The sequence below is a fragment of the Enterococcus sp. 2STP genome, from assembly GCF_032465635.1.
Classification (GTDB): Bacteria; Bacillota; Bacilli; order Lactobacillales; family Enterococcaceae; genus Enterococcus_B; species Enterococcus_B lactis.
Window position 1 is genome coordinate 164,432 of sequence record NZ_JAWDJH010000013.1, and the last position, 25,517, is coordinate 189,948.

Below are 25,517 nucleotides of genomic sequence, written 5' to 3' on the forward strand. Positions count from 1 at the left end.
TCAATCTAGTTATTTGAACTAGATGATTTAATTAATGGAATTTTATAAAAGCAAAAAAACAAGAAGGCCAAGCCTTCTTGTCTTTTATCGTTAAGAACAGGAGACCCGCCGGGGAGACGGCGGGAAAGGAGTAAAAAATGAAAAAGTGTTAGGGTTTGTTCTCTTGCAAGAACTTTGTTTGTTGGTATGCTTATATAATAACGAGCAAATGTGAATAATCTATGAATGATTTCCTATAAGGAAGTAAAGATTTTTCTGATTTTCTTTAAATGTAGTCTTGCATTTTAAAATTCTTAGTGCTACTATTATTAAGTACTTTTTGTATGGGCCGTTAGCTCAGTTGGTAGAGCAGCTGACTCTTAATCAGCGGGTCGCGGGTTCGAGCCCCTCACGGCCCATTGGGTGCCAAACCCACGAGAATGGTAGTTTGTCGGCGTCTTCGGACGTTTCGAAGACGAACTGCGCATTCTCTTTTTTTATAGGCAAAAAAAGAGACAGACGAATATGGAGCTTCCAAAACTGGATTTTTGATCCAATTTTGGAAGCTCCATTTATTTTGTTTCCGTCTTTTTTATTTTTTCCAGCTTTCGACTAATTCTTGGTTCTCTTTGATCCATTCTTTTGCTGCTTGCTGTGGATCTTTTCCATTGTTGATTTCCAACATGACTTTTTCCATATCTTTTTCTGACCAATGGAAATTGTCTAATACTTTATAAGCTTCTGGCTGGTCTTCTTTCAATCCTTTTCGAACCATCGTATGGATCTGCTCTTCGCTTCCCATTCCGTTTTCAGGATCTTCCAAGTATTTCAGATCATATTTGGCAAACATCCAATGAGGTGTCCATCCTGTAACTACAATTGGTTCGTGTTTTTTGATTGCTTGTCCTAGTGCAACGGTCATTGCTCCTGAAGAAGATGTCTCGACTTTCCAGTCTTTCAAGTTGTCATATTTTTGGATCGTGTTTTCAGCAGCCGTAACTACACCAGCTCCTGGCTCAATTCCTATAATTTTCTTACCTGCCTGATCGGTTAACTCATCGATCGAATTTACATCCATGTAGGCTGGTACTGCTAAACCGACTTTTGCTCCTGTCAAATTGGCACCTAGGTCTTCGACTTGATCTTTATATTGTGCATACTGTGAACCATGAGTTTTAGGTAGCCAAGCTGAAACCATGGCATCTGACTCGCCATTTGAAACAGATTTCCACATGATTGAATTATCTAGCGGTGTCATCGTTACATCATAGCCCATTTGTTTCAACACTTCACCGACTACATTTGTTGAAGCAACTTCTGTATCCCATTCGACATAAGACAAGTTGATACGTTTTGTTTCTTTGGCAGAAGAAAAACTTCCTATACCAATCGCGCCTAAGATCACTACTACTACAGCACCAATGATCAATCCTTGACGTTTTTTACTTTTTTGTGTTGCAGCTCCTGCAACTTTCTTATTGTTTGGCTGATTCAAATGCTGCGTAAAACGGTCAATGATGATTGCTAAGATAACTAATGCAACCCCGTTGACAAATCCATTCCCGACTTGTGCTCTTTGTAAAGCGGACAATACTCCCCGTCCTAAGCCGGGTGCACCGATCATAGAGGCAATAACGACCATTGAAAGTGACAGCATCGTTGTTTGATTGATCCCTGCCATGATCGTACTTTTAGCTAAAGGCAATTCTAGTTTGAATAGTTTTTGACGACTTGTGCTCCCGAATGAATCAGAAGCTTCTACTAACTCTTTCGGTACTTGTCGAATCCCTAAATTCGTAAAACGAACGGTTGGTGGCAAAGCAAAGATGACTGAGGCAAATACCCCTGGCACCATCCCGATACCGAAAAATGCAACTGCTGGAATCAAATAAACGAATCCTGGCATCGTCTGCATAAAGTCAAGGATCGGCTTGATGATACTTTGAGCTTTACTGCTTTTTGCCATCAAGATCCCTAACGGTACACCTATGATGATGGAGATCACACTAGATAAAAGAACAAGTGTGACAGTATTCATCAAGTCATTCCATAGACCTTGGTTATAAATAAACCATAGACCAATCAATGTGAACAACGTAAGTCCTGGACGTTTCTTAGAAATAAAGAAAGCTGCTATCGTCAATAACAAGATAAACAAAGGCGCTGGGATCACTAACAGTAAATTTGTAATCCCCGACATCACTGCCTGTCCGATCGTTTGTAAAAATGAAAATAGGCCAGAAAAAGTTGTCGTAAACCATTCTGTGATATTTTCTACCCAGTTTGCCACTGGTAATTGATAGTTTAATAGATTATTCATGTTCACTCACCTCGCTTGTTTCTGCTAATGCTTCAATCACACTACCTCGGATGACGACACCTTTTAATTTTCCATCCTCTACAACTGCAAGCGGAGTCGGTGAATCATAAATAATATTGAAAATATCACTTACAACCATGTCTTTTCCGATCACCGTCACATTTTCATCTAAGAAGTCGATCAATGGACGTTTTTGCTTCCTAGCTTCTAACGCCTGATCTGCAGTAATGATTCCTTTCAGGTGTCTCTTTCGGTCAACAGCCATCAGCATGCTGACTTCTTCATTACGCATCCTTGTCAATGCGACATTTGGTCCATCAGATTCGATATTCGTCGTCAATGCAGGTACCATGATGTTTTGAGCAGTAAGCACTTTGGAACGATCGACTTCCTCCACAAATTCACGTACGTAATCATTTGCTGGATTGGTCAATATTTCTTCACCTGTTCCGATCTGCATGATTTCGCCGTCTTTCATTAATGCGATTCTGTCCCCAATCCGTAAAGCTTCATTCAAATCATGGGTAATGAAAATAATCGTTTTTTGAACATTGGCTTGCAGGTCCAGTAATTCGTCTTGCATTTCTCGTCGAATCAGCGGATCAAGAGCCGAGAACGCTTCGTCCATCAGCAAGATCTCAGGATCATTCGCTAAAGCTCTGGCTAAGCCGACCCGTTGCTGCATCCCACCAGATAACTGACTAGGATATTGGTCTTTAAATGAAAGCAGACTAGAATTTTCTAATGCTTTTTCTGCTTTTTCTTGTCGTTCTTCTTTAGGTACACCACGGACTTCTAACCCGTATTCTGTATTTTCCAAGATCGTTCGGTGTGGAAACAGACCGAAGTTTTGGAAAACCATATTGATTTTATGACGACGGACTTCTCGCAATTCTTCTTTACTTAACTTCGATACATCTTCTCCATCAATATAGATACTGCCTGAAGTTGGCTCGATCAGACGATTCAATAGACGGATCAATGTGGATTTCCCACTCCCGGAAAGCCCCATGATCACGAAGATTTCTCCTTCTTTTACGTCAAAGTTCACGTCATACACACCAACCGTCGCACCGGTTTTCTTTAAAATCTCCGTTTTCGGCTGGTGATCATTCATCATATCTAAAGCGGCTTGTGTCTTTTTACCAAATATCTTTGTTAAATGTTTTACTTCTACTTTTACCAAACAAATTCTCCTTTTTTATGTAAATTCATTTTTCTTTCTGAAAAAAGTGACCACACTATGTTAACATCATGTAGTCACTTTGTCAAAAATGAAAGAAATTTGCTTGTCCAAACAGAAAAAAACTTGGTTAAATCTTTATAAATAAAAGGTTTAGCCAAGTTAATATTTTTATAATATTTCACACAATCATTCTGCAAGCTGATGTTCCGGGTAAAAAAAGTTTGTCATACGCTGTAGCGTATATTCATTTCCAATAAAATGAACGATATCCCCTGCCGTAAATTTAGCATAAGGTCCAGGTGAAACAAGTAGTTCTTCGTTATGAGAAATTGCGATAACTGTAGCACCAGTCGCCTGCCAGATATTCAACTCACTAATCGAACGGTCCAGATGCATTGCTTTTTCTGATAAAGACAATTCAAACGGAAGTAACGGGTTCATCTTATGTATTCGCTTCGTTTGATTGACCAGCTGATCCAATAATTGAGAAAAATGATTCAGCTCATCTTGTTGCTTCTCCACACTCGCCATGATTTCTGCTTTTGTATCTTGGATAGATTGTACATCTTGATACTGCAATAGGAAATCTTTTGCTTTTTCTTTCGAAGCAACAAATGCCCCACTCCCATGCCGTACTTCCATGATCCCAAGATCTACCAGCACATTGATAGCCTTTCGGGTAGTCTCAGGAGAAGCATTGTACGTACTGGCAAGCGTTGAGCGAGCATGGATCTTCTCACCCACTTTATATCGGTTTTCAACGATACGTTCGGCTAAATCAACAGCAATCTGCTGATAGCGCGGGCGGACGATTTTTTTCTTTCCAGACATTTTCTTTCCTCTTTCTTTTTTTACTTTCCCTCATCTTACTATGCTCTAGCAAAATAAGCAAAAAAGGGGAGAACAGCCTCTTGCAACGACTGATCATCGCTTGATCTGTTCCTTTTTTACTGGGCAAGCTGTTTGACAGTCATCACAATTCTTTCCGGATTTTAAACGAGTATAGACAATCGCCCCTGCACTTCCAAAGATTAATACACTTAATAAGAATGTCGCCATCCTATTCCTCTCCTTCTAATGACAATATAGTATAAAACTCGTTCTTGGATTTTGGCTGACGGAACAAAACATAAACGAGTCCTATCATCAATAAAATAGCAAGATACGTCCCTAACGCTACCTGTCCACCTTCCAATAAGTGTCCCAACTGATAGATCACAAAACTAACTAAATAAGCTAAACCGCATTGATAGCCTATGGCGATCCAAGTCCATTTCTTGGCATTCATTTCCCGATGGATAGCCCCAATTGCCGCAAAACAAGGCGCACAAAGTAAATTGAAGGCTAACAATGAATAAGCTGCTGCGGGAGTATATGTGTGTTGTAGCACTTGCCAGATTTCTCTGCCATTTTCGGATACTTCCGCATGTCCAAACAAAATACCGAATGTGCCAATAATATTTTCTTTAGCAACTAATCCTGTAATCGCTGCGACAGTTCCTTGCCAATTCCCCCAACCAAGCGGCTGAAAAACAACAGCTAGGATTCGTCCGAAAAAGGCTAGGATACTTTGGTCTTCAGGAACAGGTTGAGCATAAAAATTATAAGAAGAGCTAAACCAGATCACGATACTAGAAACAAAGATAATCGTTCCTGCTTTTTTTACAAAAGACTTGCTGCGGTCATAGGTTTGTCTTAGGATCGTCGACCATTGAGGAAAATGATATGCGGGCAATTCCATGATAAACGGAGCTGTTTCTCCAGCAAACAAACGCGTTTTTTTCAAGCTGATTCCAGAGAAAATAATTGCAGTCATACCAAGAAAATAGGCAGAAGGAGCTACCCAAGATTGGTGAGGAAAAAAGGCCCCTGCCACTAAGGCAATAATCGGCAATTTTGCAGAACAAGGCATGAATGTCGTGACCATGATCGTCAACCGACGATCTTGCTCGTTTTCAATCGTGCGAGTAGCCATGACGCCTGGTACGCCACATCCTGTGGCAATCAGCATAGGAATAAAGGATTTTCCTGAAAGCCCGAATTTCCGGAAAAGTCGATCCATGACAAAAGCGATCCTCGCCATATATCCGCAGTCTTCTAGAAAGCTCAAGCATAAAAACAATACGATCAATTGCGGTAAAAATCCTAATACTGCTCCTACGCCTGCGATGATGCCGTTCAAGATCAGTTCCTGCATCCATTCCGCTACTTGCCATTCAGCTAGCAGTCTGCCAACATGTTCTGGTAGCCACGTTCCAAACAATGTATCATTGATCCAATCTGTCCCCATTGTTCCTACTGTTTGAATAGCCAAGTAATAAATCAGCCACATCACAAATGCAAAGATTGGCAAGGCTAACCAACGATTCGTTGCAATCTGATCGATTTTGTCACTCATCGATAATTGGAAAGAATCATTTGACACGACAGATAGTGCACATAATTGGGTAATAAATTCATAACGTTCATTGACTAGAATCGTTTCACTATCGTCATCCAATAGTTTCTCTGTCAACTGGATCAGTTGTTCGATTTCTTTTTGCTGAGAAATTGTTATCTCATCATCCTCATTCACCTTCTGATCTCGTTCAAAATATTTCATTGCATACCAGCGTTTCTTGCTGCTTTTTTCTCCTAGTACATCTTCAATTTCATGTAAAGCTGCTTCTAAACGCGGATCGTATGTACAGGGAACAGGAATAGAAGGCCGTTTTTTTGCAGACTCCTGAATCTTTTCGATTAATTTTTCGATTCCTTGCTTTTTCAATACGCTGATTGGTAAAACTGGTACACCAAGACCATAGGAAAGCTTTTCTAGGTTGATTTTTTTTCCTTCTTTTTTGATGACATCCATCATATTCAGACCAATGATCATAGGGATGTCTAAGTCCAATAACTGCGTAGTTAAATATAGATTCCGCTCTAAATTGGTAGCATCAATGATGTTGATGATCAGTTCAGGCTGTTCATGAACCAAATAATCTCTTGCAATCACTTCTTCGGGTGTATAAGGAGACAAAGAATAGATGCCAGGTAGGTCTTGAATATGAATGTTCGGATTTTTTTTCAACGATCCTTCTTTTTTTTCTACTGTTACGCCCGGCCAATTCCCTACATATTGATTCGAACCAGTCAAGAGATTGAACAAGCTCGTTTTTCCGCTGTTTGGATTTCCGACTAACGCGATATTCATTCGTTTTCCTCCCTTTGTACCAAGATTAGTTCAGCCTCTGACTTTCGTAACGTCAATTCATATCCTCGCACTGTCAGTTCGATTGGATCTCCTAGAGGGGCTAGTTTTCGGATGACTATTTTTACATTTCGCGTCAATCCCATATCCATCAACCGCCGCTTCACTGCGCCTTGTCCGTGGATGGCTACGACGATCCCCGTCTCTCCTGCTTTTAATTGATCAAGAGAAGTCCAGCTTTCAGAGGAAGCAGTCTTTTTATTGACAAAGATCTGACTTAGTATTTCCCGACTTACTGCCACTCGATGACTTTTTATCAGTAAAATGGCATTGTTGCCTGATAAATTGACGACGACGATTTTACTTCCGACAACGACCCCAATATTTTGCAAATGGCGTTTTGTTTTTTCTTCTGTTTCGATTCGTTCGACTTGATAAACGAAGTTTTGCTTTGCCTGCGCTAAGGTCTGCATATTGATTCCTCTCTTGTGAAATAAATCATGTGTTGAAACCATTCATTCTATGTTCTAGTTTTCTTACGTATTACGCAAATAAATGAGAATCATTCTCACATAGAATACTCTCGGTAATTGAGAATGTCAATTACACTTGTGATATTATGAGCGAATCTTTAGTATTGATAGATAAAAATGAGAAAAAAATATTTTTTCATAGTTTTCCACAATTTTTTCTCTATTAGATTTGCTATTTTCCCACACGATACTTGTTTTCAGCTCTTTTTTCAAAAACACAAAACTTAGTATTCCACAGTTTCCACAACACAATATGTAGTGTTTGTTGTTTGACTTTTTTACTAAGAGTTTTATACTATCTATTATAGATAATAAGAATGTGTTTAGAGGAGGCACTCATCATGAACGTAAAAATCTTTTCTAAAAATAATTGTATGCAATGCAAGATGGTCAAACGTTTTTTAACAGAAAATCAAATCGCTTTTGAAGAAGTCAATATCGATGAACAACCGGAAGCAGTAGACTGGTTGAAAGCACAAGGATTCCAAAGTGTTCCTGTCATTACTTCCGATGCAGAAACAGTTATCGGATTCCGTCCTGATCAGTTGCGTAAACTTGCCAGCTAACATGACTAAAAGAATCAAAACAAGATACATGGATTTGAAGGGCTTGAGACAGCACCAGTTTTTGTCGCAAACTTCCAAATCCTTTTTTAAAGCTTAAAAACAATGCAATGATTTGCAATCAAGCATCATCAAATACGAAATGAAGGTTGGGCGTACGTATGAGTCTTAAAAATTTACAAGATGTCAGTTATTTCAAGCTGAATAATGAAATCAATCGACCAGTCAATGGTCAAATCCCTTTGAATAAGGATAAAGAAGCTTTGGCTGCCTTTTTTGAAGAAAATGTCAAACCAAATACGATGACTTTTCCATCTATTATGGAAAAAATCAATTACTTGATCGATCAAGAATATATAGAAGCAGAATTCATCCAATTATATTCACCATCATTTATTGAAAAGCTATATCAATTTTTGGACGAACAACATTTTTCTTTCAAATCTTTTATGGCTGCTTACAAATTTTATTCTCAATATGCGTTGAAAACCAACGACGGTTCCGCTTATCTGGAAACTTATGAAGATCGAGTAGCCTTCAATGCGCTTTACTTTGCGAACGGGGATGAAGAATTAGCACTTGCTCTTGCAGATGAAATGATCCATCAACGTTATCAGCCAGCTACACCTTCTTTCTTGAATGCTGGACGTAAACGTCGGGGCGAATTGGTGTCTTGTTTCTTGACTCAAGTCACTGACGATATGAACTCTATCGGGCGTTCAATCAACTCTGCTTTGCAATTGTCCCGTATTGGTGGCGGCGTGGGGATTACTTTATCAAATCTTCGTGAAGCCGGCGCTCCTATCAAAGGATACGAGGGTGCTGCGAGTGGTGTCGTTCCAGTCATGAAATTATTCGAAGATAGTTTCAGCTATTCTAATCAATTAGGCCAGCGTCAAGGAGCTGGTGTGGTTTATTTGAATGTGTTCCATCCAGACATTATTGCTTTCCTTTCAGCAAAAAAAGAAAATGCAGATGAAAAGATTCGCGTAAAAACTCTTTCTCTTGGTGTGATCGTACCTGATAAATTTTATGAATTGACACGCAAAAACGAAGATATGTATTTATTTAGTCCATATAGTGTCGAAAAAGAATATGGTGTCCCATTCTCTTATGTAGATATTACAGCTGAGTATGATCATCTAGTTGCAAATCCAAACATTCGCAAACAAAAAATCAAAGCGCGTGATCTTGAAAATGAAATCTCAAAATTACAACAAGAATCTGGCTATCCTTACGTAATCAATATTGATACAGCGAACCGCGAGAATCCAATCGACGGTAAGATTATCATGAGTAATTTATGTTCAGAGATTTTACAAGTTCAAACGCCTTCTGTGATCAACGGCAAACAGGAGTATGAAGTATTAGGAACAGATATCTCATGTAACTTAGGTTCGACAAATATCGTGAATTTGATGCAAAGCCCTAACTTTGGTCAATCTGTGCGTACGATGACTCGTGCATTGACATTTATTACAGATGCATCTGATATCGATGTCGTGCCACCGATCCAAAACGGAAATAAGCTGAATCATACGATTGGATTAGGTGCCATGGGCTTACACACTTATCTTGCAAAAGAACAAATGGAATATGGCTCAGAGGATTCATTAGACTTTACAAATATTTATTTCATGCTGTTGAATTATTGGACACTTGTTGAAAGCAATAATATCGCTCGTGAAAGAAAACAAGTTTTCCATAATTTTGAAAAATCAGCTTATGCTGATGGCACTTATTTCGAAAAATACGTAACTGGAGAATTCCAGCCAAAATCAGAAAAAGTCAAAGCATTGTTTGAAGGAATCTTTATTCCAACTGCTGAAGATTGGAATGCCTTGAAACAAGCAGTAATGAAAGATGGGCTATATCACCAAAATCGCTTGGCAGTAGCACCAAATGGCTCAATTTCATATATCAATGATACGAGTGCAAGCATTCATCCTATCACTCGCATGATCGAAGAACGCCAAGAGAAGAAAATCGGTAAAATTTATTACCCAGCGCCTTATTTATCCAATGAGACGATTCCATATTACACTTCTGCTTATGATATGGACATGCGTAAAGTGATCGATGTTTATGCAACAGCACAACAACACGTCGATCAAGGCATGAGTTTGACTTTATTCATGCGTTCTGAAATCCCAGAAGGTATTTATGAATGGAAGACAACAACGAAGCAAACGACACGTGATTTGAATATTTTAAGACATTACGCTTTCCATAAAGGAATCAAATCCATTTATTATGTACGTACCTTTACTGATGATGCAGAAGAAATCGGAAGCAATCAATGTGAAAGCTGCGTGATCTAATATCATAGATAGATTCGCTTATTCATATTTTAATTAAAGGAGCATTCTCATGTCAGAAACATATTATGAAGCAATAAACTGGAATGAAATTGAAGATATCATTGATAAATCCACTTGGGAGAAGCTGACGGAGCAATTTTGGCTAGATACACGTATCCCACTTTCAAATGACCTAGATGATTGGCGCACATTGTCTCAATTGGAAAAAGATACAGTAGGACATGTATTCGGCGGTTTGACACTGCTGGATACTGTCCAATCTGAAAGCGGCATGGATCAGTTGCGTAAAGATGTCCGCACTCCCCATGAAGAAGCCGTTTTGAACAATATCCAATTCATGGAATCCGTTCATGCCAAAAGTTATTCTTCTATTTTTAGTACACTGAACACGAAAAAAGAAATCGAAGAAATTTTTGACTGGACGAATACGAATCCTTATCTGCAAAAAAAAGCTGAGCGTATCAATGAAATCTACAAACACGGTACACCGCTAGAAAAGAAAATTGCCAGCGTCTTTTTAGAAACATTCTTGTTCTATTCAGGTTTTTATACTCCTCTTTATTATTTAGGAAACAACAAATTGGCAAACGTAGCAGAGATCATCAAACTGATCATCCGAGATGAATCGGTACATGGAACCTACATCGGTTACAAGTTCCAATTAGGTTTCAACGAATTGCCTGAAGCAGAACAAGAAACGTTGAAAGACTGGATGTACAACCTTCTTTATGAACTTTATGAAAACGAAGAACGTTATACAGAAGAATTATACGATCCAATCGGTTGGACAGAAGAAGTCAAAACATTCCTCCGCTATAATGCCAACAAAGCATTGATGAACCTAGGGATGGATCCACTCTTCCCAGATACTGCCAATGATGTCAACCCAATCGTAATGAACGGGATTTCAACAGGCACAAGCAACCATGACTTCTTCTCACAAGTCGGAAACGGCTATTTGTTAGGTCATGTAGAAGCCATGAAAGATGACGATTATTTGATTGGATTGGAATAAGGATAAAAAATTACGCACAAGAATATTCTATTCTTGTGCGCTTTTTTTATTCCACGACAATTTGTTTTTGTGTATCCGATGTTTGCGAAAAATCAATAGTAAAGCGACCCATCTGCTCATCATAGGTAATTCCTTCACTCATGCTTCGAACAGTTTCAAAATCATTTGGTAATTCAATCGTTATTTTCGTCTTTGTATGAGCAAGATCAGCAAACGTATAACTTTTTTCTTGTTCGTTTATTTTCTTTAATACAGAAAGTGGTTTATCTGTTTTTAATCCATCTAATTCTCCACCAGTATTATCCCAAAAATTGATACCCAAATAACCGGATTCTTTTACTTTTACCGCTTGAATTTTTGGAGTATTTTGAAGAATAGTAACTGGTTCTTTTTCTGCATATTCTTTTAATCCTTTTTCGTTCACTCCTGGTAATATCACATATGCATAAGCTTCATTGATTGGATGTTTTCCATGATTGATCAAAAACTTCCGATAACTTCCATGATAAACTTCATCACTGGGAAATGATTCGTTGATTTCCCTATAAGTACCTTGCCGTTCTTCACTTATCACTTTTACTGTTTCTTTCTCAGGAAAATAATAACCGATCGATGTTTCTGGTTGACTTGATTGTAACAATAACCATTCTTTTTCACTTTGTTCGGTTGGCTGGGTAACTTCTCCTGTTTCTGTTACAACTTTATAAGTAAACTGATCGTTTAATAAACGATTATCTATAACCGTTTCAATAGACGCATTTGTGTTACCGGTAATTCCCGAACCAAGCGCAATCAATTGATCGTCAAGCACAAACCACGATTTTTTCCCTTTGACATCCATTGGCAAAACTGTCCCATTATTCTTTGTTCCAGTTTTATTTAGAGCCGTACCTACCACTGCCTGACCTTCATTTGATACACCGCCAACGGCTTTTTCATTTGATCGCACAGTCGTAAAAGAAGAGATTTCATCTTTTAAAGGGACTGTATCGACCGTTGTTCCTGGCAATCGATAAGGATCGACAGTCGGCCAATAGCTTTTACCGAATTGTACATCATCCTCATTATATAAGTAGACCATCCCATCCGATGTATGCCAGCCACGTTTGTTTTCTTTATTTCCTGCTTCAAAAGAAGAGATACGGTTCGAATACATACTGATTCCTACCATATACTTACTGGTACGCTGAACAAAACGATCCATTTTATGATACATTTTTGTCCCTATGAATGGTAAATCCTTCCCTAAAATCGTCTGGTCTTCTAATAAGGATAGTGTCATGACCAGGTCATTATAATCTCTTACATTCGTTATATAATACGAAGGGTTCAATTGCATCCAATATTTGACTGCTTCTTTTAGTTCCTTTTGCTTATCTTCTGGTGCAAATTTTGAAACAATCAATAAATTATACATCGTTGAAGACCCGTATCCTACCTTCGTCTTTGAAGGCGCACGTGAAATAGCGCGTCCATTCACCATGGGAAGCATTTCACCTTGGTAAATCAAAGGAATAAAGGCCTTCTCTACATTTTCTACGAAAGCGTGAATGGCATCAGAAGCTGCTGTATAAGAAGTCCCATCCACAATCGTAAAAATCTGTCCGACTCCTTTGATTAGTACATTCCCGTAAGAACCTGTATAAGGAATATCATTATGCTGGATAAAGGAACCATCTGCGTAAAACCCATCTCCACTTGTCACGAGTTGAAAAACATCTTTGATCCCATTCACTGCTTGATGGATTTTTGTGGCATCTTTTTGTAAAATACCTACTCCTAAAACAGTCAATGATAAGTCTGTTCGATTGGCACCGGTCGTTGAAAAGTTAGGGATAAATGCAAGGTCTACAAATGAATCTTGTGGTTTAGTATATAATTGCTGGAATGGATCAGGTACATATTGACTCAAAATAGCTGTATATTGTTGGATTTTTTCACTGGATAGCTCTTGGTGCAACAGTAGAAGGATATTCACAAATTTTTGTGGGATACCAATTTGCCAATCCCACCAATTTCCATAATACTTTTTCCCATCATATCCTTTTTTGGTAATCATAAAATCGATTCCCTCTTTAATTGCTGCAGCCACCTCTGGCTGTTGATAAAGTGTTGTCCCTTTTGTTTTATAGGCATAAGTAAGTTTCTGGAGTTTCGTAAATTGTGTCGTCAAATCTGCTGAAGAAGTATTTCCCGATTCAAGTGGCCATAGATAGGTCCGGTCAGGTGATTGATCCAATGTTTGATATAAATTTTCCGCTTCTTTTGATAACGCTTCTATATATGCTCTTAATGACTCATTTTCCGGACTTTCTTTTTCAAAGACAAGTTGACTTTTCCATCGTTCTTCCATCTTTTGAAATTCATCTTCCTCGGCAAAGGTTGATATACTCATTCCAAATAAACTAATTAAACTAAGCATACTCATCAAAAGAAGCCTTTTACCCAAACCTTTTTTCTCCATCTTTGCTCCCTCTTTCTCATCAGATTGTATGAATATACAGAGGCTAAAATCACATTTATCTTAGTGAATGAGAAAACCGCTTAGCCTCTACTTTTTGGACAAATGTGTGAACGGACGTATCTCACTTTTCCTTTTTTAAGCTAAAATACCAAACGCACTTAATGCAATGGAAAGAATCAAAATGATCCAGATTACTCGTGTGGAATTCAATTTCTTTTGTCCCAACATCCAATAAGTTAATAAAACAAGTAACACTGGAACAAGAGAGGGTAAAATAGCGTCTAATGTATCTTGGATAACTAATTCCACCCCATCTTTTTTATAAACAAATGGGACCGTTGCCTTTACCACGGAAGGAATCAAAGCACCAATTACCGTGACACCTAAAACTGTTGCGGCATTAGTGAATGCAGATAATTTGTTTTTCAAAGTTGTGACAAGTTTGACTCCTTGTTTGTATCCTAATGGTAATAATGCAGCCCGTCCAAATAATAAAGCGATATTCGCGATGACCCAAATCACACACCCAACAATTGAGCCACTTTGAGCTAATGTTCCTGCGATCGATCCAAAAATCGTTCCCCAAATCACATGGAACAATGAATCACCTACGCCAGCAAGAGAACCCATTAAAGCTGTTTTTAAGGCAATGATTGTGTCTTTTGCTTTGTAACCATCTTCTTCTTCGATTGCCACATCAATCCCCATGATCAAATTTCCGAAAATCGCGTTGGTATTGAAGAATTGATTATGTGTACGCATCATATCCTGTAATTGTGATTCGTCATTACCATAGAATTTTTTCAATACTGGTAATATCCCATATAAATAGCCAGAACTCATCATTCGTTCATAGTTCCAGTTCAGCTGACTTCCTAAAATATAGCGCCAACTAATCGCATTCAGCTCTTGCTTTGTTAATTTCTGGTTATTCATCCCCATCATATCCTCCTTCAAATGTTCCATTATTTGTGGCTGTCACTGTCGGATGTTCTGCTTTTTCACTATCTTTTTTAAATACAATAATTGCAGCAATCACACCGACGATTGAGATACCAAGCATTGGCACTTGTAAATAAGCGGCTAAAAAGAAACCCAATAGTAAATAAGGAATATATTGTTTTGTTGGAAGGTAATGCAACAAGATTCCTACACCAACGACTGGTAACACCCCACCAGCAGTTTTTAGTCCATTCATCAACCATTCTGGTGTATTTTCTGTGATCGTTGAAACAGCAGCATCACCGACTAAAAGCATCAATAAAATCGGAATGGCTCGTGATAATCCCCAAAGAAAAGAGCCAGATAAGACTAATCGCGGTATACGATTGATTTTCATATCATCAATTGCTCTATCTACACGATGCAAGAGATAAACATTACAAAAGCGAGCGACTACATCAAGTTGCAACATCAATAAAGATACTGGAACAGCCAATCCTATACCATACTCTGCACCTTTCCCAGAGATAACCGCAAATACTGTTCCCAAGACGGCTCCTGTGAAATAATCAGGAACTGATGCCCCACCGAAAGCCGCAATCCCTAGTCTCATTAGTTGCAATGTACCTCCAACCATCAAGCCTGTTTTTAAGTCTCCCATGATCATTCCAGAAATCATACCTGCGATGGCTGGTTGTGTTAATGTATTTGAAATAAGCGAATCATTGATTGCAATAAAAGCATAAACCGTAATAAGAATAATTTGATACGCTGCTAAGTGCATACTTTCTTCCTCCTCATTTTTATTTAATTTCTTAGTTTATCCATGAAGTCAATAACTGGATCATTTGGTACCAATTGAGCGGTTACATTTATATCCATTGCTGCAATTGATTCGAACACATCAATTTCTTCTTCTAATACTTTGATACTTTTTGTTATATCTTTTGATCCCTCTTTATAACTCATATTTCCAACATTTACGTGTGTTAGCTTTCCTCCGGCTTTCAAATAACGTAAGACATCTGTTGGATTTTTGAATACTAGGAATAGACGCTGTTTTCCATACTTTCCTGAACGTATATTTTTCGCAGCAGATTCAACCGGCAAAACTGAAAGTCTCATCGATGTAGGCGCTGCCATTCTTAAGGAAGATTTTTGTAACGGATCTGCTGCTGCTTCATCGTTGATCACAATGATTCGCTGTGTGTGCAAACTGGGCGCCCAGATGCCCGCAACTTGTCCATGGATCAAACGCTCGTCTATCCTGACATTCACGATATTTTCTTTTCCTTTATATGCCTCATACAATTGGCTATTATCCATTGGAAGGCTTGGTTCTTTTTCGATTTCTGTTTGTTTCATTTTTTGCTTCACATCAACAATGCCAGTTGTTGCTGCTTGGATCAATTCTTTTACCGTAGCAGTTGAATTCAACGTTGCTTCTATGACTAATGGTAAAGACATCCCTGCAATAATTTCTACATTTTCTGATTCTAGATAGTTGCTTAATGCTACATTACATGGCGTACCACCTAAAAGATCTGCAATAATCAAGGATGAGCCGTTAAGGGCTTTCATTTTTTTTAATAATTCTTCTTCGAATTGCCGATTGTCTCCATCAGGCGTCAACGCAACGACATGAACATGATCTTGCTTTCCGACGATCATTTCTAAACTTGCCTTGACGCCTTCAGCCATACTGCCATGACTAATCAATATAATATTCTGCATCACTTTTCCTCCCCAAAAATAAAATCCTACTTAACATATTATCTTTTGTACAAACACACTATAACATAGTTTATCTCATTCGTAAACCTAACATCTTAACATGTTATGTTTTTTTATTTCTGTACATTTATCTAAAAAGTATCAGCATACAAAAAAGGTGAGAGGCAAAAGTAGCTCTTAAACTTTTGCCTCTCACCTTTTTAACTATTTCCTTATTCTATACTTTTTCCAGTTGTTTCCTCATAGTCTCTTTTCATGATGGCCCATGATTTCTCAATGTCTTCGTCTAAACCAAATAATCCACTACGGCCGATGATATAGATATCTGGTCCGGCATGATCAATTCGCTTAAATGATTTTCGATTCGAAGATCCGTCCATTTCGATCAAATAATGATATCCCTTTTCTTGACGAAGTTTTCTTAAATCAACGATTTTATCTAATGTGCTTTCGATGAAGCGCTGTCCAGCAAAACCGGGATCGACTGTCATGATAGTGATTTTATCCACTAAATCAATATAAGGGAAAATAGTTTCAATAGGTGTTTCAGGATTTAATACGACTCCTGCTTTTAGCCCTGCAGCATGGATCTGATCGATCAATCGAAAGGCTAGCCCGTCTAAACATTCGACATGCATACAAATCCATTCGCATTTTTGTGCAATCAATTGATTTACCCAAAAACTTTGGTCTGTGACCATTAAATGGGCAGACATTGGTAAATGACTGATTTTTCGTACTTCCTCAATGAACCATGGAGACAATGTCAGATTAGGTACATAATGTCCATCCATGATATCGATATGATAAGAATCGACATGCTGATTCAAAAACTCAATTTGTTCCTTAAATTTATCTAGATCCATCGTCATTAAAGATGGTGAGAACAAAACTTTACTCATATATAAGACTCCTTTATTTAAAAATCAATGATTGAATCCCCGACTAAATGAAGGACTTAGAAAATCTGAATGTCTCCCAAGTCAATATCTTCTTCTTCCTTTTCCACTACGGATTCGACTTCTTTCCCCACATCTTTTTTGATAATTGCCAAAACAACGGCTGTCACAAGAACATTCACTAAGATTGCTATCACGCCTGCCCAAGGTCTGGACATCGTCGGAATCATCAATACGCCGCCAAAGGGTACTGTTGCATCGGCTCCTAGGATCATTGTCGTTGCACCACCAGCAAATCCGCCAATAGCCGTAGCAACCACACCTCGGACGATATCATTCATCACTAGTGGGATCACACCTTCGACGATATTGATCACACCCATTGGAACAGCTGATTTCAATGTTTCGACTTCCACTTTTGTATAGATGTTTTTCCGAAATATTTTTGCGACAAAGTAAGCTAATCCAAAACCGATAGGCGTCGCCGTATTCACCAATTGGAGGGCTGTAATTGGCCCATTGATTCCTTCTGCTTGCATTGTGAGAACAAAGGCAAAAACAGTTTTGTTAATTGGTCCACCATAATCAACGCCACTTAGTAAACCGATCACACCGCCAAAAATCAACAAGGACGAATTACCTAATCCATCTAAGAAATTCGTAAGAAAAGACGTAAACAAGGCAACAGGTGTTCCAATGATATAGACCATGATTAACCCACCTAGGATAGAAGCAACAAATGGAATAATCAATGTTGGCATCAGTCCTTTTGCCCAATTTGGGACTTTCACATGGTTTAAAATAGCTAACACGAGAAATCCAGAAAGATAGCCACCTAATATCCCCCCAATAAAACCAGCCCCAATAGCATTCGCTGTCAATCCGATGATGAACCCTGGAGCAATCCCTGGTTTTGCTGCAATAGAATAAGAAATCCCTGTTGCAATGACTACAGGAAGTAACCCTAAACCAGCGCCTCCCATTGTTGCTAAAGCATCAAAAAAAGAAAATTTACCTTGTACCAGTGTCCCTTGACTTGTTCCACCGAACGCCATCCCGATAGCAATCAAGAACCCTGCTCCACAAACGATTGGAATCAAATAAGAAATCGCTGTCAATAAATGTCCCTTTAAATTTAACTTTTTTATCTTTTCCATCTTTTTTCCCTCCTTATGATCAAACAAGTTGTTTTTCAATTATTTCTTGTGCTTTTTCGATCAGTTTATTGGGTGACTTTACGGCTATTTCAGTGGGGACTTGAATGATACGTTTTCCTTCAAATCGTTCTCTGCCGCTTATTTTCACATCAATTGCCAGAATCACGAGATCTGCTTCTTTTATTTGCTCTGGGGTTAATTCATTCTCGATTCCAATCGTTCCTTGTGTTTCGATATGCATCTCGTGTCCTGCTTTTTTGGCTGCATTTTCTAATTTTTCTTGTGCAATATACGTATGGGCAATCCCAACTGTACATGCAGCTACTCCTATGATCTTCATGTTTTCTTCCTCCTTTTTATGATGCAAATGCTGCGATGACCTCTTTTGTCTCTTTTGCTTTGATCAATTGCTCAACAACTTCATCATTTCCTAGTTTCCTTGCAAATAAAGATAACAACTTCAAGTGAGTTTTAGCCCCTTCATTATCATTGCCCACAGCAAACAAAATAATTCCTTTTACCCCTTTACCATCTAATGTTTCCCAAGGGATTTCTCGAGCTGTCACTCCAATTGCTACCCCGATCTTTTTGACAGATGCACTTTTTCCATGAGGAATTGCAATGTAGTTCCCAATACCTGTCTGCCCTTCTTTCTCACGAGCATATATATCTTTCATAAATTCTTTTACATCGGTGATATACGCATTTTCCAACAATATAGTTGCTAATTCTTCAAGTACTTCTTCTTTTGTCGTTCCTGCTAAGTTTGTTTTGATCGTATTCGGATCGATGATGTTTGTTACTTCCATGGCATTTCCACTCCTTCACGCTTGTTTTACGACTTCAACGCCTTTTTCGATTAGTTTATTGGGTGATTTGATGGCGATTTCTGTCGGTACTTGAATGATACGTTTTCCTTCAAATCGTTCTCTGCCGCTTATTTTTACATCAATTGCCAGAATCACGAGATCTGCTTCTTTTATTTGTTCTGGGGTTAATTCATTTTCGATACCAATCGTTCCTTGCGTTTCGATGTGCATCTCGTGTCCTGCTTTTTTGGCTGCATTTTCTAATTTTTCTTGTGCAATATACGTATGGGCAATCCCAACTGTGCATGCGGCTACTCCTACGATTTTCATCTTTTATCTCTCCTTATTTTCTTTAATGTTTGCATAAATGTTTCGTCCGCTAAACATCTCATAAAATTCGCTATTTTCTTCTTTTTTTCCGTAGTTTCGTTTGGTGAAAGCAATACAAAAAGAATCAAATCGACTTGTTCGATTGCTTCGTTCCATTGAATAATGGTTTTTTGGGGATACAAAATGATGATTTTTGATTCAGTGATCAACTCATGTTCAATATGAGGAAGAATGATCCCCTCTTCAATTTGAATATTTCCATTTTGTTCACGTATAAGAAAAGCTTCCATCAATATGCTTATTTTCTCTTCTTCTCCAGGGTAAAGTGAACTTGCTAACCAATGATATGCCTCTCGTTGAGAAGTAACGGATACTTCGATTCTTTCGATGAACTCATCTTTCATTATAGATTTCCCCAATCTTTTTCTGGATTCGTGATTGATCATCTGCTGTTAGCATCGCACTAACAAGTAATGTATGGACTCCTAATCGTGAGCGGATTCCAACAGTTGTCAAAATCAATTCGATATTCGGATTTTTTTCTAAAGCCGTACGATAGTTTTTTGTCGCAATGACATCTACTATATTTAAGTCTGGAAATTTTTTGATGATTTTTGCTTTTAACAATTCAGAAGTTCCAATACCTGTCGTACACATAATCAATGTCTGAATCGGTAATTGTTGTGTTTCTAACATCCGTGCGAAATACAACGTTATGAAGCCAATCTCATCTGCATTGATTAGAGGTAATTTGAAGTGCTGACTGACTTCTTTAGATACTTCAGACACACTGTTATAGATTTTTTCATAGGTCAGCTGAATTTGGTCCAACAAGCCATTTTTTACGTGGATACGATTTTTTAAGCGATTGATCATTGGTTTGATATGATTGGCTAGATCAATAAAAATACTTTCATTTGTCACTTTCATATTGATTCGTTTGCCTACTTCTTCTAAATAGTAAGTAGTGATTTTTTCTACCTCTTCTGGAAATTTTTTTATTTCTTTTGTTGTTTTTTCCATTCTTGAGGAAACTAGATACTGATAGAGATAGTAAGATTCATTCACAGATAACGAAGTTGCCAGATATTTTTCAACATTTTGTATAACGATTTCGGCTGTTTTTTTAATTTGGTTATCTTTTTCAAAGAATTCAATTTGTTCCGTGGTTAGTTCCTCTTCTCTGGCGGGAGCACTCCTTTTCCTTGAGCGACTGATCAAGATATACAGATGTGAAAAAATATTGACATTGTAAGGATAAGGAAGTCCACCTTCTAATATTTTTTCGATTAGCTTTAATTGATCTGAAACGAACAAGACATCGTAACGATTGAAGTTGAACGTTTTCGAAGCATTTATTTCATCGATATCAAGGATATTCATGCGCCAAATAACTTCTGCAAGCCCTCTACGTATATCTTCTTCTAAACCTTTGATGGCTAATGTCCGATTTTTTCGAATCAATTGAAGATCAAACTTCCTCAACTTTTGTGCGATACTTTTCTCATCATTGGAAATTGCCGAATCACCCACCTCGTAGGCATTAAAAAGCTCAGATATCCTGATTGCTCTTGGTGAAGACAGTAAAAGTTCCTCCATTACACGATTCTGACGTTCATTTGGCGATAGACTAATCGATAGATTATTTGTTTCTTTGTTTCGTTCAATAAATTTTTCGTAGTCTAATTTATACCCTTTCCCCTTTTCTGATAAAATCAAGTGACCATTTTGAAATTCTGTATTTATTTTTTTTACTAAGCGGTAGACCGTTTTAGTCGAGGTATCTAATAAATCAGCTAATTCTTCTGAAGTCATGTAATGATTTTGTTTTGACAAGAGCAACACCAATTTATTTTCTCGATTCATTTGACTAGTCATGATCCTTCCCCCTTTGCATCTTTATCATAACCATTTTTATTCCATCTGTTTCACTGAAATTTGTCCATTGCATCAGACATTTTTGTATCCGCTTTCTAAAGTGTGATGTTTTATCCCAATTTTACTTCTATTATTTTTATAAAGTTCCACTAATTTCATCTACCATCATAATTTTATTTACTTCTGCAATAGCAGACTTCATGGGTTTTAATTGATTTGGATATGTTAACATGTTATCCTATTAGATAATGATGTTGTAAGAAAGGAAGACTTCTAGTATGATTCCTAAATACGAGCAAATCAAGCAAGACTTACTTGAAGAAATCAAAAACCACCACTTTATTCCTGGTGATAAATTTTACTCAGAAGCAGATATCAAACGGAAATATTCTGTTAGTTCAATTACTGCAGTCAAGGCTCTCAATGAACTAACTGCTGCAGGCTATCTCTATCGTATCCAAGGAAAAGGAACATTCGTTTCAAAATCAAAAGTTTCTCAAAGTGTGAAATTCTCTGATATCGAACTACATTCTTTAGATAAAGAAAAAGTTAAAGTACTCTCGATTGAGGAAGAAAATGAAATGGATATTTTAAAGGAATTAGGCTTACCAGCAAATGCTTCTTACTATAAAATTAAACGTGTTCGTTTCTTTGAAGACACACCCTTTTTGGTCCACATCACTCACTTACCAAAAAAATTAGTGAAAGAACCAATAGCAAAAGATATTTCTGTCTATTCAAGTATATACGAAAAAGTTCGTAAAGATTTTGGGATTGATCTTTTTTCCCTTGCTTCTGTGGAAACAAATGAAATTGTTTTCCCAGAGCATGCAGAACTACTTAATCTATTAAATCTAAGTTTCCGAGAACCTGTTGTCCAACAAATCAAACACTCTTACTTAGCAGATCAAAGTGTAGCAGAATATATCATCAGTTATAAACATTGGAAATACTTTAAAACAAAAATTGAAGTGGAAGCGGAATAGCTTTCACTTTTTTGTTTGCTCTCTTCTAATAAACTTTTTTAAATCCTCTTCAATACTCGCTTTTTTTTCCTAAATACGGTATACTACTTTTAAGTTAATATGTTAACATTTTAAGAGGAGGTAACTATGAATATTCAACAAAAAAAGGAAATGTTGATTGAATTGGGAACATTTGTAGATAAAAATTGGTTGGATGAACAATTTGAATGGTGCATGATGCGTATCAAAAAAAATATGGTTCGTTTCGGGTTAGATTTCCCTTCAGCTTGTGCAACAAACGGAAAATATCGAATCAAAAAAAATGATGATTGGACAAATGGTTTTTGGACGGGAATGCTTTGGTTATCTTATGAATGGACAAAAGAAGAGAAATTTCTAGTACGTGCAATGGAAAATATCCATAGCTTTCAAAAACGCTTAGACCAACACTTCGTCCTTGATCATCATGATATCGGTTTTCTTTATAGTTTATCCGCTGGAGCCGGGTATAAAGTCGTGGATAGTCAGTTGTGTAAAGAATCGTTTTTACAAGCTGCAAATATTTTAGTGGCAAGATTTCAGAACAAAGGGAATTTTATCCAAGCTTGGGGAGCATACGGTGATCCTCTCGAATACCGTTTGATTATTGATTCTTTGATCAATCTTCCTTTGTTGTTCCAAGCGTGTACGCTTTCTAATGACCCACATTATAAAGAAGTGGCTTTCAAGCATTACCAGACATTGTTGCATACCGTGATTCGTGAAGATGCCACCACTTTCCATACCTATTACTTTGACTCAAACACAGGAGTTCCAACACATGGTGCAACGCATCAAGGTCATAGTGATGAGTCGATCTGGGCTAGAGGGCAAAGTTGGGCGATTTTAGGGATTCCACTAAACGAGCGATACTTGCATTCTGTTCCTTTTCCATTGAACTACAAAGCGATCGTCGATGTTTTCTTAGAACATTTACCTGAAGATTTTGTACCTTACTGGGATTTTGATTTCAATGATGATTTTCCATCAGATAAAGACAGTTCTTCTCTAGCGATTGCTGCATGTGGATTATTAGAAGCAGAAAAAATGGAAGCGTATCCTAAAGCAAAAGAAATAGCAAAAGGAATGATTTATCAATTAGGAACACACTATACTGCTAAAAATGATCCAGAAAATGAAGGATTGCTTTTACATGGCGTTTATGCTCATGCGGAAGGAAAAGGAGTCGATGAGCCAAATCTATGGGGCGACTACTTTTATTTAGAAGCACTTATGCGTTTAGCAAAACCTGAATGGAACACTTACTGGTAAGGAGAATGAATAGACATGCAAACATTTAAAATAAAAGACGAATTTTTAGTCGACGGTATTCCTACAAAAATCATTAGTGGGGCAATCCATTATTTCAGAATACCCCCTTCTCAATGGGAGCACAGTTTATATAATTTAAAAGCACTAGGAGCAAATACGGTTGAAACTTATATTCCGTGGAATCTTCACGAACCACAAGAAGGTTCCTTTGATTTTTCCGGATTCAAAGATATCGTTCAATTTGTAAAAATTGCTCAAGAATTAGACTTGATGGTAATTTTACGTCCTTGCGCCTACATTTGCGCTGAATGGGAATTTGGTGGATTACCTGCTTGGTTATTGAAAGAACCTGATATAAGAGTACGTTCTACCGATCCTCGATTTATGGAAAAATTGAAAAATTATTATCAAGTACTTCTACCAAAACTTGCACCTCTTCAGATCACACAAGGTGGTCCAGTCATCATGATGCAGCTCGAAAATGAATACGGTTCTTACGGAATGGAAAAATCTTATTTACGCCAAACAAAAGAATTGATGCTTGCACATTCGATTGATGTTCCTTTATTTACCTCCGATGGTGCTTGGCTAGAGGTGTTAGATGCTGGTACATTAATTGATGAAGACATTTTTGTGACTGGTAATTTTGGAAGCCACTCAAAAGAAAATGCGCAAGTCTTAAAAGAATTTATGCAGAATCATCAAAAAAATTGGCCGATCATGTGTATGGAGTATTGGGATGGATGGTTTAATCGATGGGGAGAACCTATCATTACGCGTGATCCCAAAGAATTAGCAACTGAAGTAAAAGAGATGTTAGAAATTGGTTCCTTGAATCTTTATATGTTCCACGGGGGAACAAATTTTGGTTTTTATAATGGGTGTTCTGCTCGAGGCAATACAGATCTTCCGCAAATCACAAGCTATGATTACGATGCACTATTAAACGAAGCTGGACAACCTACTGAAAAATATTATGCAGTTCAAAGGGTCATCAAAGAAGTTTGTCCATCTGTTTGGCAAGCAGAGCCCCGAACAAAAACGTTAAAAAATCTAGGGACTTATCCGGTAAATAAAAGCGTTTCTCTATTTCATATAAAAGAACAGATTTGTGAAGAAATCAAAACAGATTACCCTTTGACAATGGAACAAGCAAGCAATGGCTACGGCTATTTATTATATTCACTTACCTTAAAAAACTACGGACATAAAAATAAATTACGTTTAATCGAAACAAACGATCGTGCACAAATATATATTGACGGCAAATACAATCAAACGCAAACACAAGAAACACTGGGTGATGAAATGATGATTGAAGGACAAAAAAATCAGCCCACTATCGCATTAGATGTTCTAGTTGAGAATTTAGGAAGAGTCAATTACGGTGCAAAATTGAATAGTCCCTCCCAATCAAAAGGGATTCGCAATGGTGTTATGCAAGATATCCATTTCCATCTTGGATACCGCCATTACCCATTGACTTTCGAACAAGCTCAACTAGATAAAATCGACTATTCCGCTGGCAAAGACCCGTCACAGCCTTCTTTTTATCAATTTGAGTTTGATCTTGCTGAAGAAGCAGATACTTATATCGATTGTTCTTTATATGGTAAGGGGGTCGTCATCATCAATGGATTCAATCTTGGGAGGTACTGGAATCATGGGCCTGTTTTATCACTATATTGTCCAAAAGATGTACTAAAAAAAGGCAGAAATGAAGTGATTATTTTTGAAACAGAAGGTATATCGATTGATACATTGATTTTTTCAGATCAACCAATAAAAAAAGATTTGTCATGAACGATTCAAAATAATCATCCTGTAAATTAGCTTATACAAAAAGGGAGTCCTACGAAAATCATATTCGATTTTCAAAACGGATTCCCTTTTATAGTGAATAGCTTTTCTATCATTATTT

General features: G+C 37.6%; 23 protein-coding genes and 1 tRNA gene. 7 read left to right on the forward strand and 17 right to left on the reverse strand.

All coding sequences use genetic code 11. From position 1 onward, the window contains the following. Nucleotides 1–325 precede the first annotated feature (325 nt). A tRNA-Lys gene (locus tag RWU19_RS04830) sits at nt 326–398 on the forward strand. Nucleotides 399–571: 173 nt separating this feature from the next. Here RWU19_RS04830 and RWU19_RS04835 read toward each other — a convergent pair. From RWU19_RS04835 to RWU19_RS04860, 6 genes are all read right to left on the reverse strand, one after another. Continuing rightward, on the reverse strand, nt 572–2,299 hold the full coding sequence (locus RWU19_RS04835) for an ABC transporter permease/substrate binding protein (RefSeq protein ID WP_002290589.1): 1,728 nt from the start codon (nt 2,297–2,299) through the stop codon (nt 572–574). Next, the gene (locus RWU19_RS04840) at nt 2,292–3,485 is read right to left on the reverse strand and encodes a glycine betaine/L-proline ABC transporter ATP-binding protein (RefSeq protein WP_002287805.1); all 1,194 of its coding nucleotides are present in this window, start codon (nt 3,483–3,485) and stop codon (nt 2,292–2,294) included. Before RWU19_RS04840 ends, RWU19_RS04835 begins: the two co-directional genes overlap by 8 nt. A 186-nt stretch (nt 3,486–3,671) precedes the next feature. Beyond that, complete coding sequence (locus tag RWU19_RS04845) at nt 3,672–4,316, reverse strand: GntR family transcriptional regulator (RefSeq protein ID WP_002287801.1); 645 nt, start codon at nt 4,314–4,316, stop codon at nt 3,672–3,674. A gap of 93 nt (nt 4,317–4,409) precedes the next feature. Continuing rightward, a complete protein-coding gene (locus RWU19_RS04850; protein ID WP_002290587.1) occupies nt 4,410–4,544 on the reverse strand; it encodes a hypothetical protein in 135 nt (44 codons plus the stop codon). Nucleotide 4,545: 1 nt separating this feature from the next. Then, on the reverse strand, nt 4,546–6,678 hold the full coding sequence (feoB, locus tag RWU19_RS04855; protein ID WP_104764210.1) for a ferrous iron transport protein B: 2,133 nt from the start codon (nt 6,676–6,678) through the stop codon (nt 4,546–4,548). Next, entirely contained in the window at nt 6,675–7,148 is a 474-nt protein-coding gene (locus tag RWU19_RS04860; protein ID WP_002290585.1) for a ferrous iron transport protein A, read from the reverse strand. Before RWU19_RS04860 ends, feoB begins: the two co-directional genes overlap by 4 nt. 401 nt (nt 7,149–7,549) lie before the next feature. On the opposite strand from RWU19_RS04860, the gene nrdH reads away from it, so the two are divergent. The 3 genes from nrdH (at nt 7,550) to nrdF (ending at nt 11,107) form a co-directional block, all read left to right on the forward strand. Next, on the forward strand, nt 7,550–7,774 hold the full coding sequence (nrdH, locus tag RWU19_RS04865; protein ID WP_002287795.1) for a glutaredoxin-like protein NrdH: 225 nt from the start codon (nt 7,550–7,552) through the stop codon (nt 7,772–7,774). A gap of 158 nt (nt 7,775–7,932) precedes the next feature. Then, the gene (gene nrdE, locus RWU19_RS04870) at nt 7,933–10,092 is read left to right on the forward strand and encodes a class 1b ribonucleoside-diphosphate reductase subunit alpha (RefSeq protein WP_002290582.1); all 2,160 of its coding nucleotides are present in this window, start codon (nt 7,933–7,935) and stop codon (nt 10,090–10,092) included. A gap of 49 nt (nt 10,093–10,141) precedes the next feature. Then, the gene (nrdF, locus tag RWU19_RS04875; RefSeq protein ID WP_002287792.1) at nt 10,142–11,107 is read left to right on the forward strand and encodes a class 1b ribonucleoside-diphosphate reductase subunit beta; all 966 of its coding nucleotides are present in this window, start codon (nt 10,142–10,144) and stop codon (nt 11,105–11,107) included. A 46-nt stretch (nt 11,108–11,153) separates the two neighbouring features. On the opposite strand, the gene RWU19_RS04880 is transcribed toward nrdF, so the two are convergent. From RWU19_RS04880 to RWU19_RS04930, 11 genes are all read right to left on the reverse strand, one after another. Then, nucleotides 11,154–13,571: a polysaccharide lyase 8 family protein gene (locus tag RWU19_RS04880; protein WP_123837677.1), complete on the reverse strand. Its 2,418-nt coding sequence runs from the start codon at nt 13,569–13,571 to the stop codon at nt 11,154–11,156. A 135-nt stretch (nt 13,572–13,706) separates the two neighbouring features. Continuing rightward, nucleotides 13,707–14,513, reverse strand: a complete 807-nt coding sequence (locus tag RWU19_RS04885) for a PTS system mannose/fructose/sorbose family transporter subunit IID (RefSeq protein ID WP_033650113.1) — start codon at nt 14,511–14,513, stop codon at nt 13,707–13,709. After that, complete coding sequence (locus tag RWU19_RS04890; protein ID WP_002341162.1) at nt 14,500–15,297, reverse strand: PTS mannose/fructose/sorbose/N-acetylgalactosamine transporter subunit IIC; 798 nt, start codon at nt 15,295–15,297, stop codon at nt 14,500–14,502. The genes RWU19_RS04885 and RWU19_RS04890 overlap by 14 nt, the downstream gene beginning before the upstream one ends. Before the next feature lie 23 nt (nt 15,298–15,320). Then, a complete protein-coding gene (locus RWU19_RS04895) occupies nt 15,321–16,247 on the reverse strand; it encodes a PTS mannose/fructose/sorbose transporter subunit IIAB (protein WP_123837678.1) in 927 nt (308 codons plus the stop codon). A 212-nt stretch (nt 16,248–16,459) separates the two neighbouring features. After that, nucleotides 16,460–17,149, reverse strand: a complete 690-nt coding sequence (alsE, locus tag RWU19_RS04900; RefSeq protein WP_002290574.1) for a D-allulose 6-phosphate 3-epimerase — start codon at nt 17,147–17,149, stop codon at nt 16,460–16,462. 56 nt (nt 17,150–17,205) lie between these two features. Continuing rightward, the gene (locus tag RWU19_RS04905) at nt 17,206–18,303 is read right to left on the reverse strand and encodes a PTS fructose transporter subunit IIC (protein WP_002315682.1); all 1,098 of its coding nucleotides are present in this window, start codon (nt 18,301–18,303) and stop codon (nt 17,206–17,208) included. A 19-nt stretch (nt 18,304–18,322) separates the two neighbouring features. After that, a complete protein-coding gene (locus RWU19_RS04910; protein ID WP_002315681.1) occupies nt 18,323–18,643 on the reverse strand; it encodes a PTS fructose transporter subunit IIB in 321 nt (106 codons plus the stop codon). Between the two features lie 16 nt (nt 18,644–18,659). Then, nucleotides 18,660–19,112 carry a fructose PTS transporter subunit IIA gene (locus RWU19_RS04915; RefSeq protein WP_002290571.1) on the reverse strand — a complete coding sequence of 151 codons (453 nt, stop codon included), beginning with the start codon at nt 19,110–19,112 and terminating at the stop codon, nt 18,660–18,662. Nucleotides 19,113–19,127: 15 nt separating this feature from the next. Further along, nucleotides 19,128–19,442 carry a PTS fructose transporter subunit IIB gene (locus RWU19_RS04920; RefSeq protein ID WP_002316825.1) on the reverse strand — a complete coding sequence of 105 codons (315 nt, stop codon included), beginning with the start codon at nt 19,440–19,442 and terminating at the stop codon, nt 19,128–19,130. Further along, complete coding sequence (locus tag RWU19_RS04925; RefSeq protein WP_123837679.1) at nt 19,439–19,846, reverse strand: PTS sugar transporter subunit IIA; 408 nt, start codon at nt 19,844–19,846, stop codon at nt 19,439–19,441. The genes RWU19_RS04920 and RWU19_RS04925 overlap by 4 nt, the downstream gene beginning before the upstream one ends. Continuing rightward, the gene (locus RWU19_RS04930) at nt 19,836–21,320 is read right to left on the reverse strand and encodes a BglG family transcription antiterminator (protein WP_002343959.1); all 1,485 of its coding nucleotides are present in this window, start codon (nt 21,318–21,320) and stop codon (nt 19,836–19,838) included. Before RWU19_RS04930 ends, RWU19_RS04925 begins: the two co-directional genes overlap by 11 nt. A 278-nt stretch (nt 21,321–21,598) precedes the next feature. Between RWU19_RS04930 and RWU19_RS04935 the strand changes: the two genes are divergently transcribed. The 3 genes from RWU19_RS04935 (at nt 21,599) to RWU19_RS04945 (ending at nt 25,399) form a co-directional block, all read left to right on the forward strand. After that, nucleotides 21,599–22,306 (forward strand): GntR family transcriptional regulator, encoded by a 708-nt coding sequence (locus RWU19_RS04935; RefSeq protein ID WP_002290565.1) that lies wholly within the window; start codon nt 21,599–21,601, stop codon nt 22,304–22,306. A 126-nt stretch (nt 22,307–22,432) separates the two neighbouring features. Further along, nucleotides 22,433–23,596: a glycoside hydrolase family 88 protein gene (locus RWU19_RS04940; protein ID WP_123837680.1), complete on the forward strand. Its 1,164-nt coding sequence runs from the start codon at nt 22,433–22,435 to the stop codon at nt 23,594–23,596. 15 nt (nt 23,597–23,611) lie between these two features. Continuing rightward, nucleotides 23,612–25,399 (forward strand): glycoside hydrolase family 35 protein, encoded by a 1,788-nt coding sequence (locus RWU19_RS04945; protein ID WP_123837681.1) that lies wholly within the window; start codon nt 23,612–23,614, stop codon nt 25,397–25,399. The last annotated feature ends 118 nt before the right edge of the window (nt 25,400–25,517 follow it).

Bases quoted from the DNA above. Each gene is read 5' to 3' on its own strand.
- RWU19_RS04845 (WP_002287801.1), bottom strand. From the start codon at position 4,316: ATGTCTGGAAAGAAAAAAATCGTCCGCCCGCGCTATCAGCAGATTGCT.
- RWU19_RS04930 (WP_002343959.1), bottom strand. From the start codon at position 21,320: ATGACTAGTCAAATGAATCGAGAAAATAAATTGGTGTTGCTCTTGTCA.
- RWU19_RS04940 (WP_123837680.1), top strand. From the start codon at position 22,433: ATGAATATTCAACAAAAAAAGGAAATGTTGATTGAATTGGGAACATTT.
- RWU19_RS04925 (WP_123837679.1), bottom strand. From the start codon at position 19,846: ATGAAAGATGAGTTCATCGAAAGAATCGAAGTATCCGTTACTTCTCAA.
- RWU19_RS04905 (WP_002315682.1), bottom strand. From the start codon at position 18,303: ATGGAAAAGATAAAAAAGTTAAATTTAAAGGGACATTTATTGACAGCG.
- RWU19_RS04885 (WP_033650113.1), bottom strand. From the start codon at position 14,513: ATGGGGATGAATAACCAGAAATTAACAAAGCAAGAGCTGAATGCGATT.
- RWU19_RS04920 (WP_002316825.1), bottom strand. From the start codon at position 19,442: ATGAAAATCGTAGGAGTAGCCGCATGCACAGTTGGGATTGCCCATACG.
- RWU19_RS04850 (WP_002290587.1), bottom strand. From the start codon at position 4,544: ATGGCGACATTCTTATTAAGTGTATTAATCTTTGGAAGTGCAGGGGCG.
- RWU19_RS04880 (WP_123837677.1), bottom strand. From the start codon at position 13,571: ATGGAGAAAAAAGGTTTGGGTAAAAGGCTTCTTTTGATGAGTATGCTT.
- RWU19_RS04895 (WP_123837678.1), bottom strand. From the start codon at position 16,247: ATGCAGAATATTATATTGATTAGTCATGGCAGTATGGCTGAAGGCGTC.
- RWU19_RS04910 (WP_002315681.1), bottom strand. From the start codon at position 18,643: ATGAAGATCATAGGAGTAGCTGCATGTACAGTTGGGATTGCCCATACG.
- alsE (WP_002290574.1), bottom strand. From the start codon at position 17,149: ATGAGTAAAGTTTTGTTCTCACCATCTTTAATGACGATGGATCTAGAT.
- RWU19_RS04860 (WP_002290585.1), bottom strand. From the start codon at position 7,148: ATGCAGACCTTAGCGCAGGCAAAGCAAAACTTCGTTTATCAAGTCGAA.
- feoB (WP_104764210.1), bottom strand. From the start codon at position 6,678: ATGAATATCGCGTTAGTCGGAAATCCAAACAGCGGAAAAACGAGCTTG.
- RWU19_RS04915 (WP_002290571.1), bottom strand. From the start codon at position 19,112: ATGGAAGTAACAAACATCATCGATCCGAATACGATCAAAACAAACTTA.
- RWU19_RS04935 (WP_002290565.1), top strand. From the start codon at position 21,599: ATGATTCCTAAATACGAGCAAATCAAGCAAGACTTACTTGAAGAAATC.
- RWU19_RS04835 (WP_002290589.1), bottom strand. From the start codon at position 2,299: ATGAATAATCTATTAAACTATCAATTACCAGTGGCAAACTGGGTAGAA.
- nrdH (WP_002287795.1), top strand. From the start codon at position 7,550: ATGAACGTAAAAATCTTTTCTAAAAATAATTGTATGCAATGCAAGATG.
- nrdE (WP_002290582.1), top strand. From the start codon at position 7,933: ATGAGTCTTAAAAATTTACAAGATGTCAGTTATTTCAAGCTGAATAAT.
- RWU19_RS04890 (WP_002341162.1), bottom strand. From the start codon at position 15,297: ATGCACTTAGCAGCGTATCAAATTATTCTTATTACGGTTTATGCTTTT.
- RWU19_RS04945 (WP_123837681.1), top strand. From the start codon at position 23,612: ATGCAAACATTTAAAATAAAAGACGAATTTTTAGTCGACGGTATTCCT.
- nrdF (WP_002287792.1), top strand. From the start codon at position 10,142: ATGTCAGAAACATATTATGAAGCAATAAACTGGAATGAAATTGAAGAT.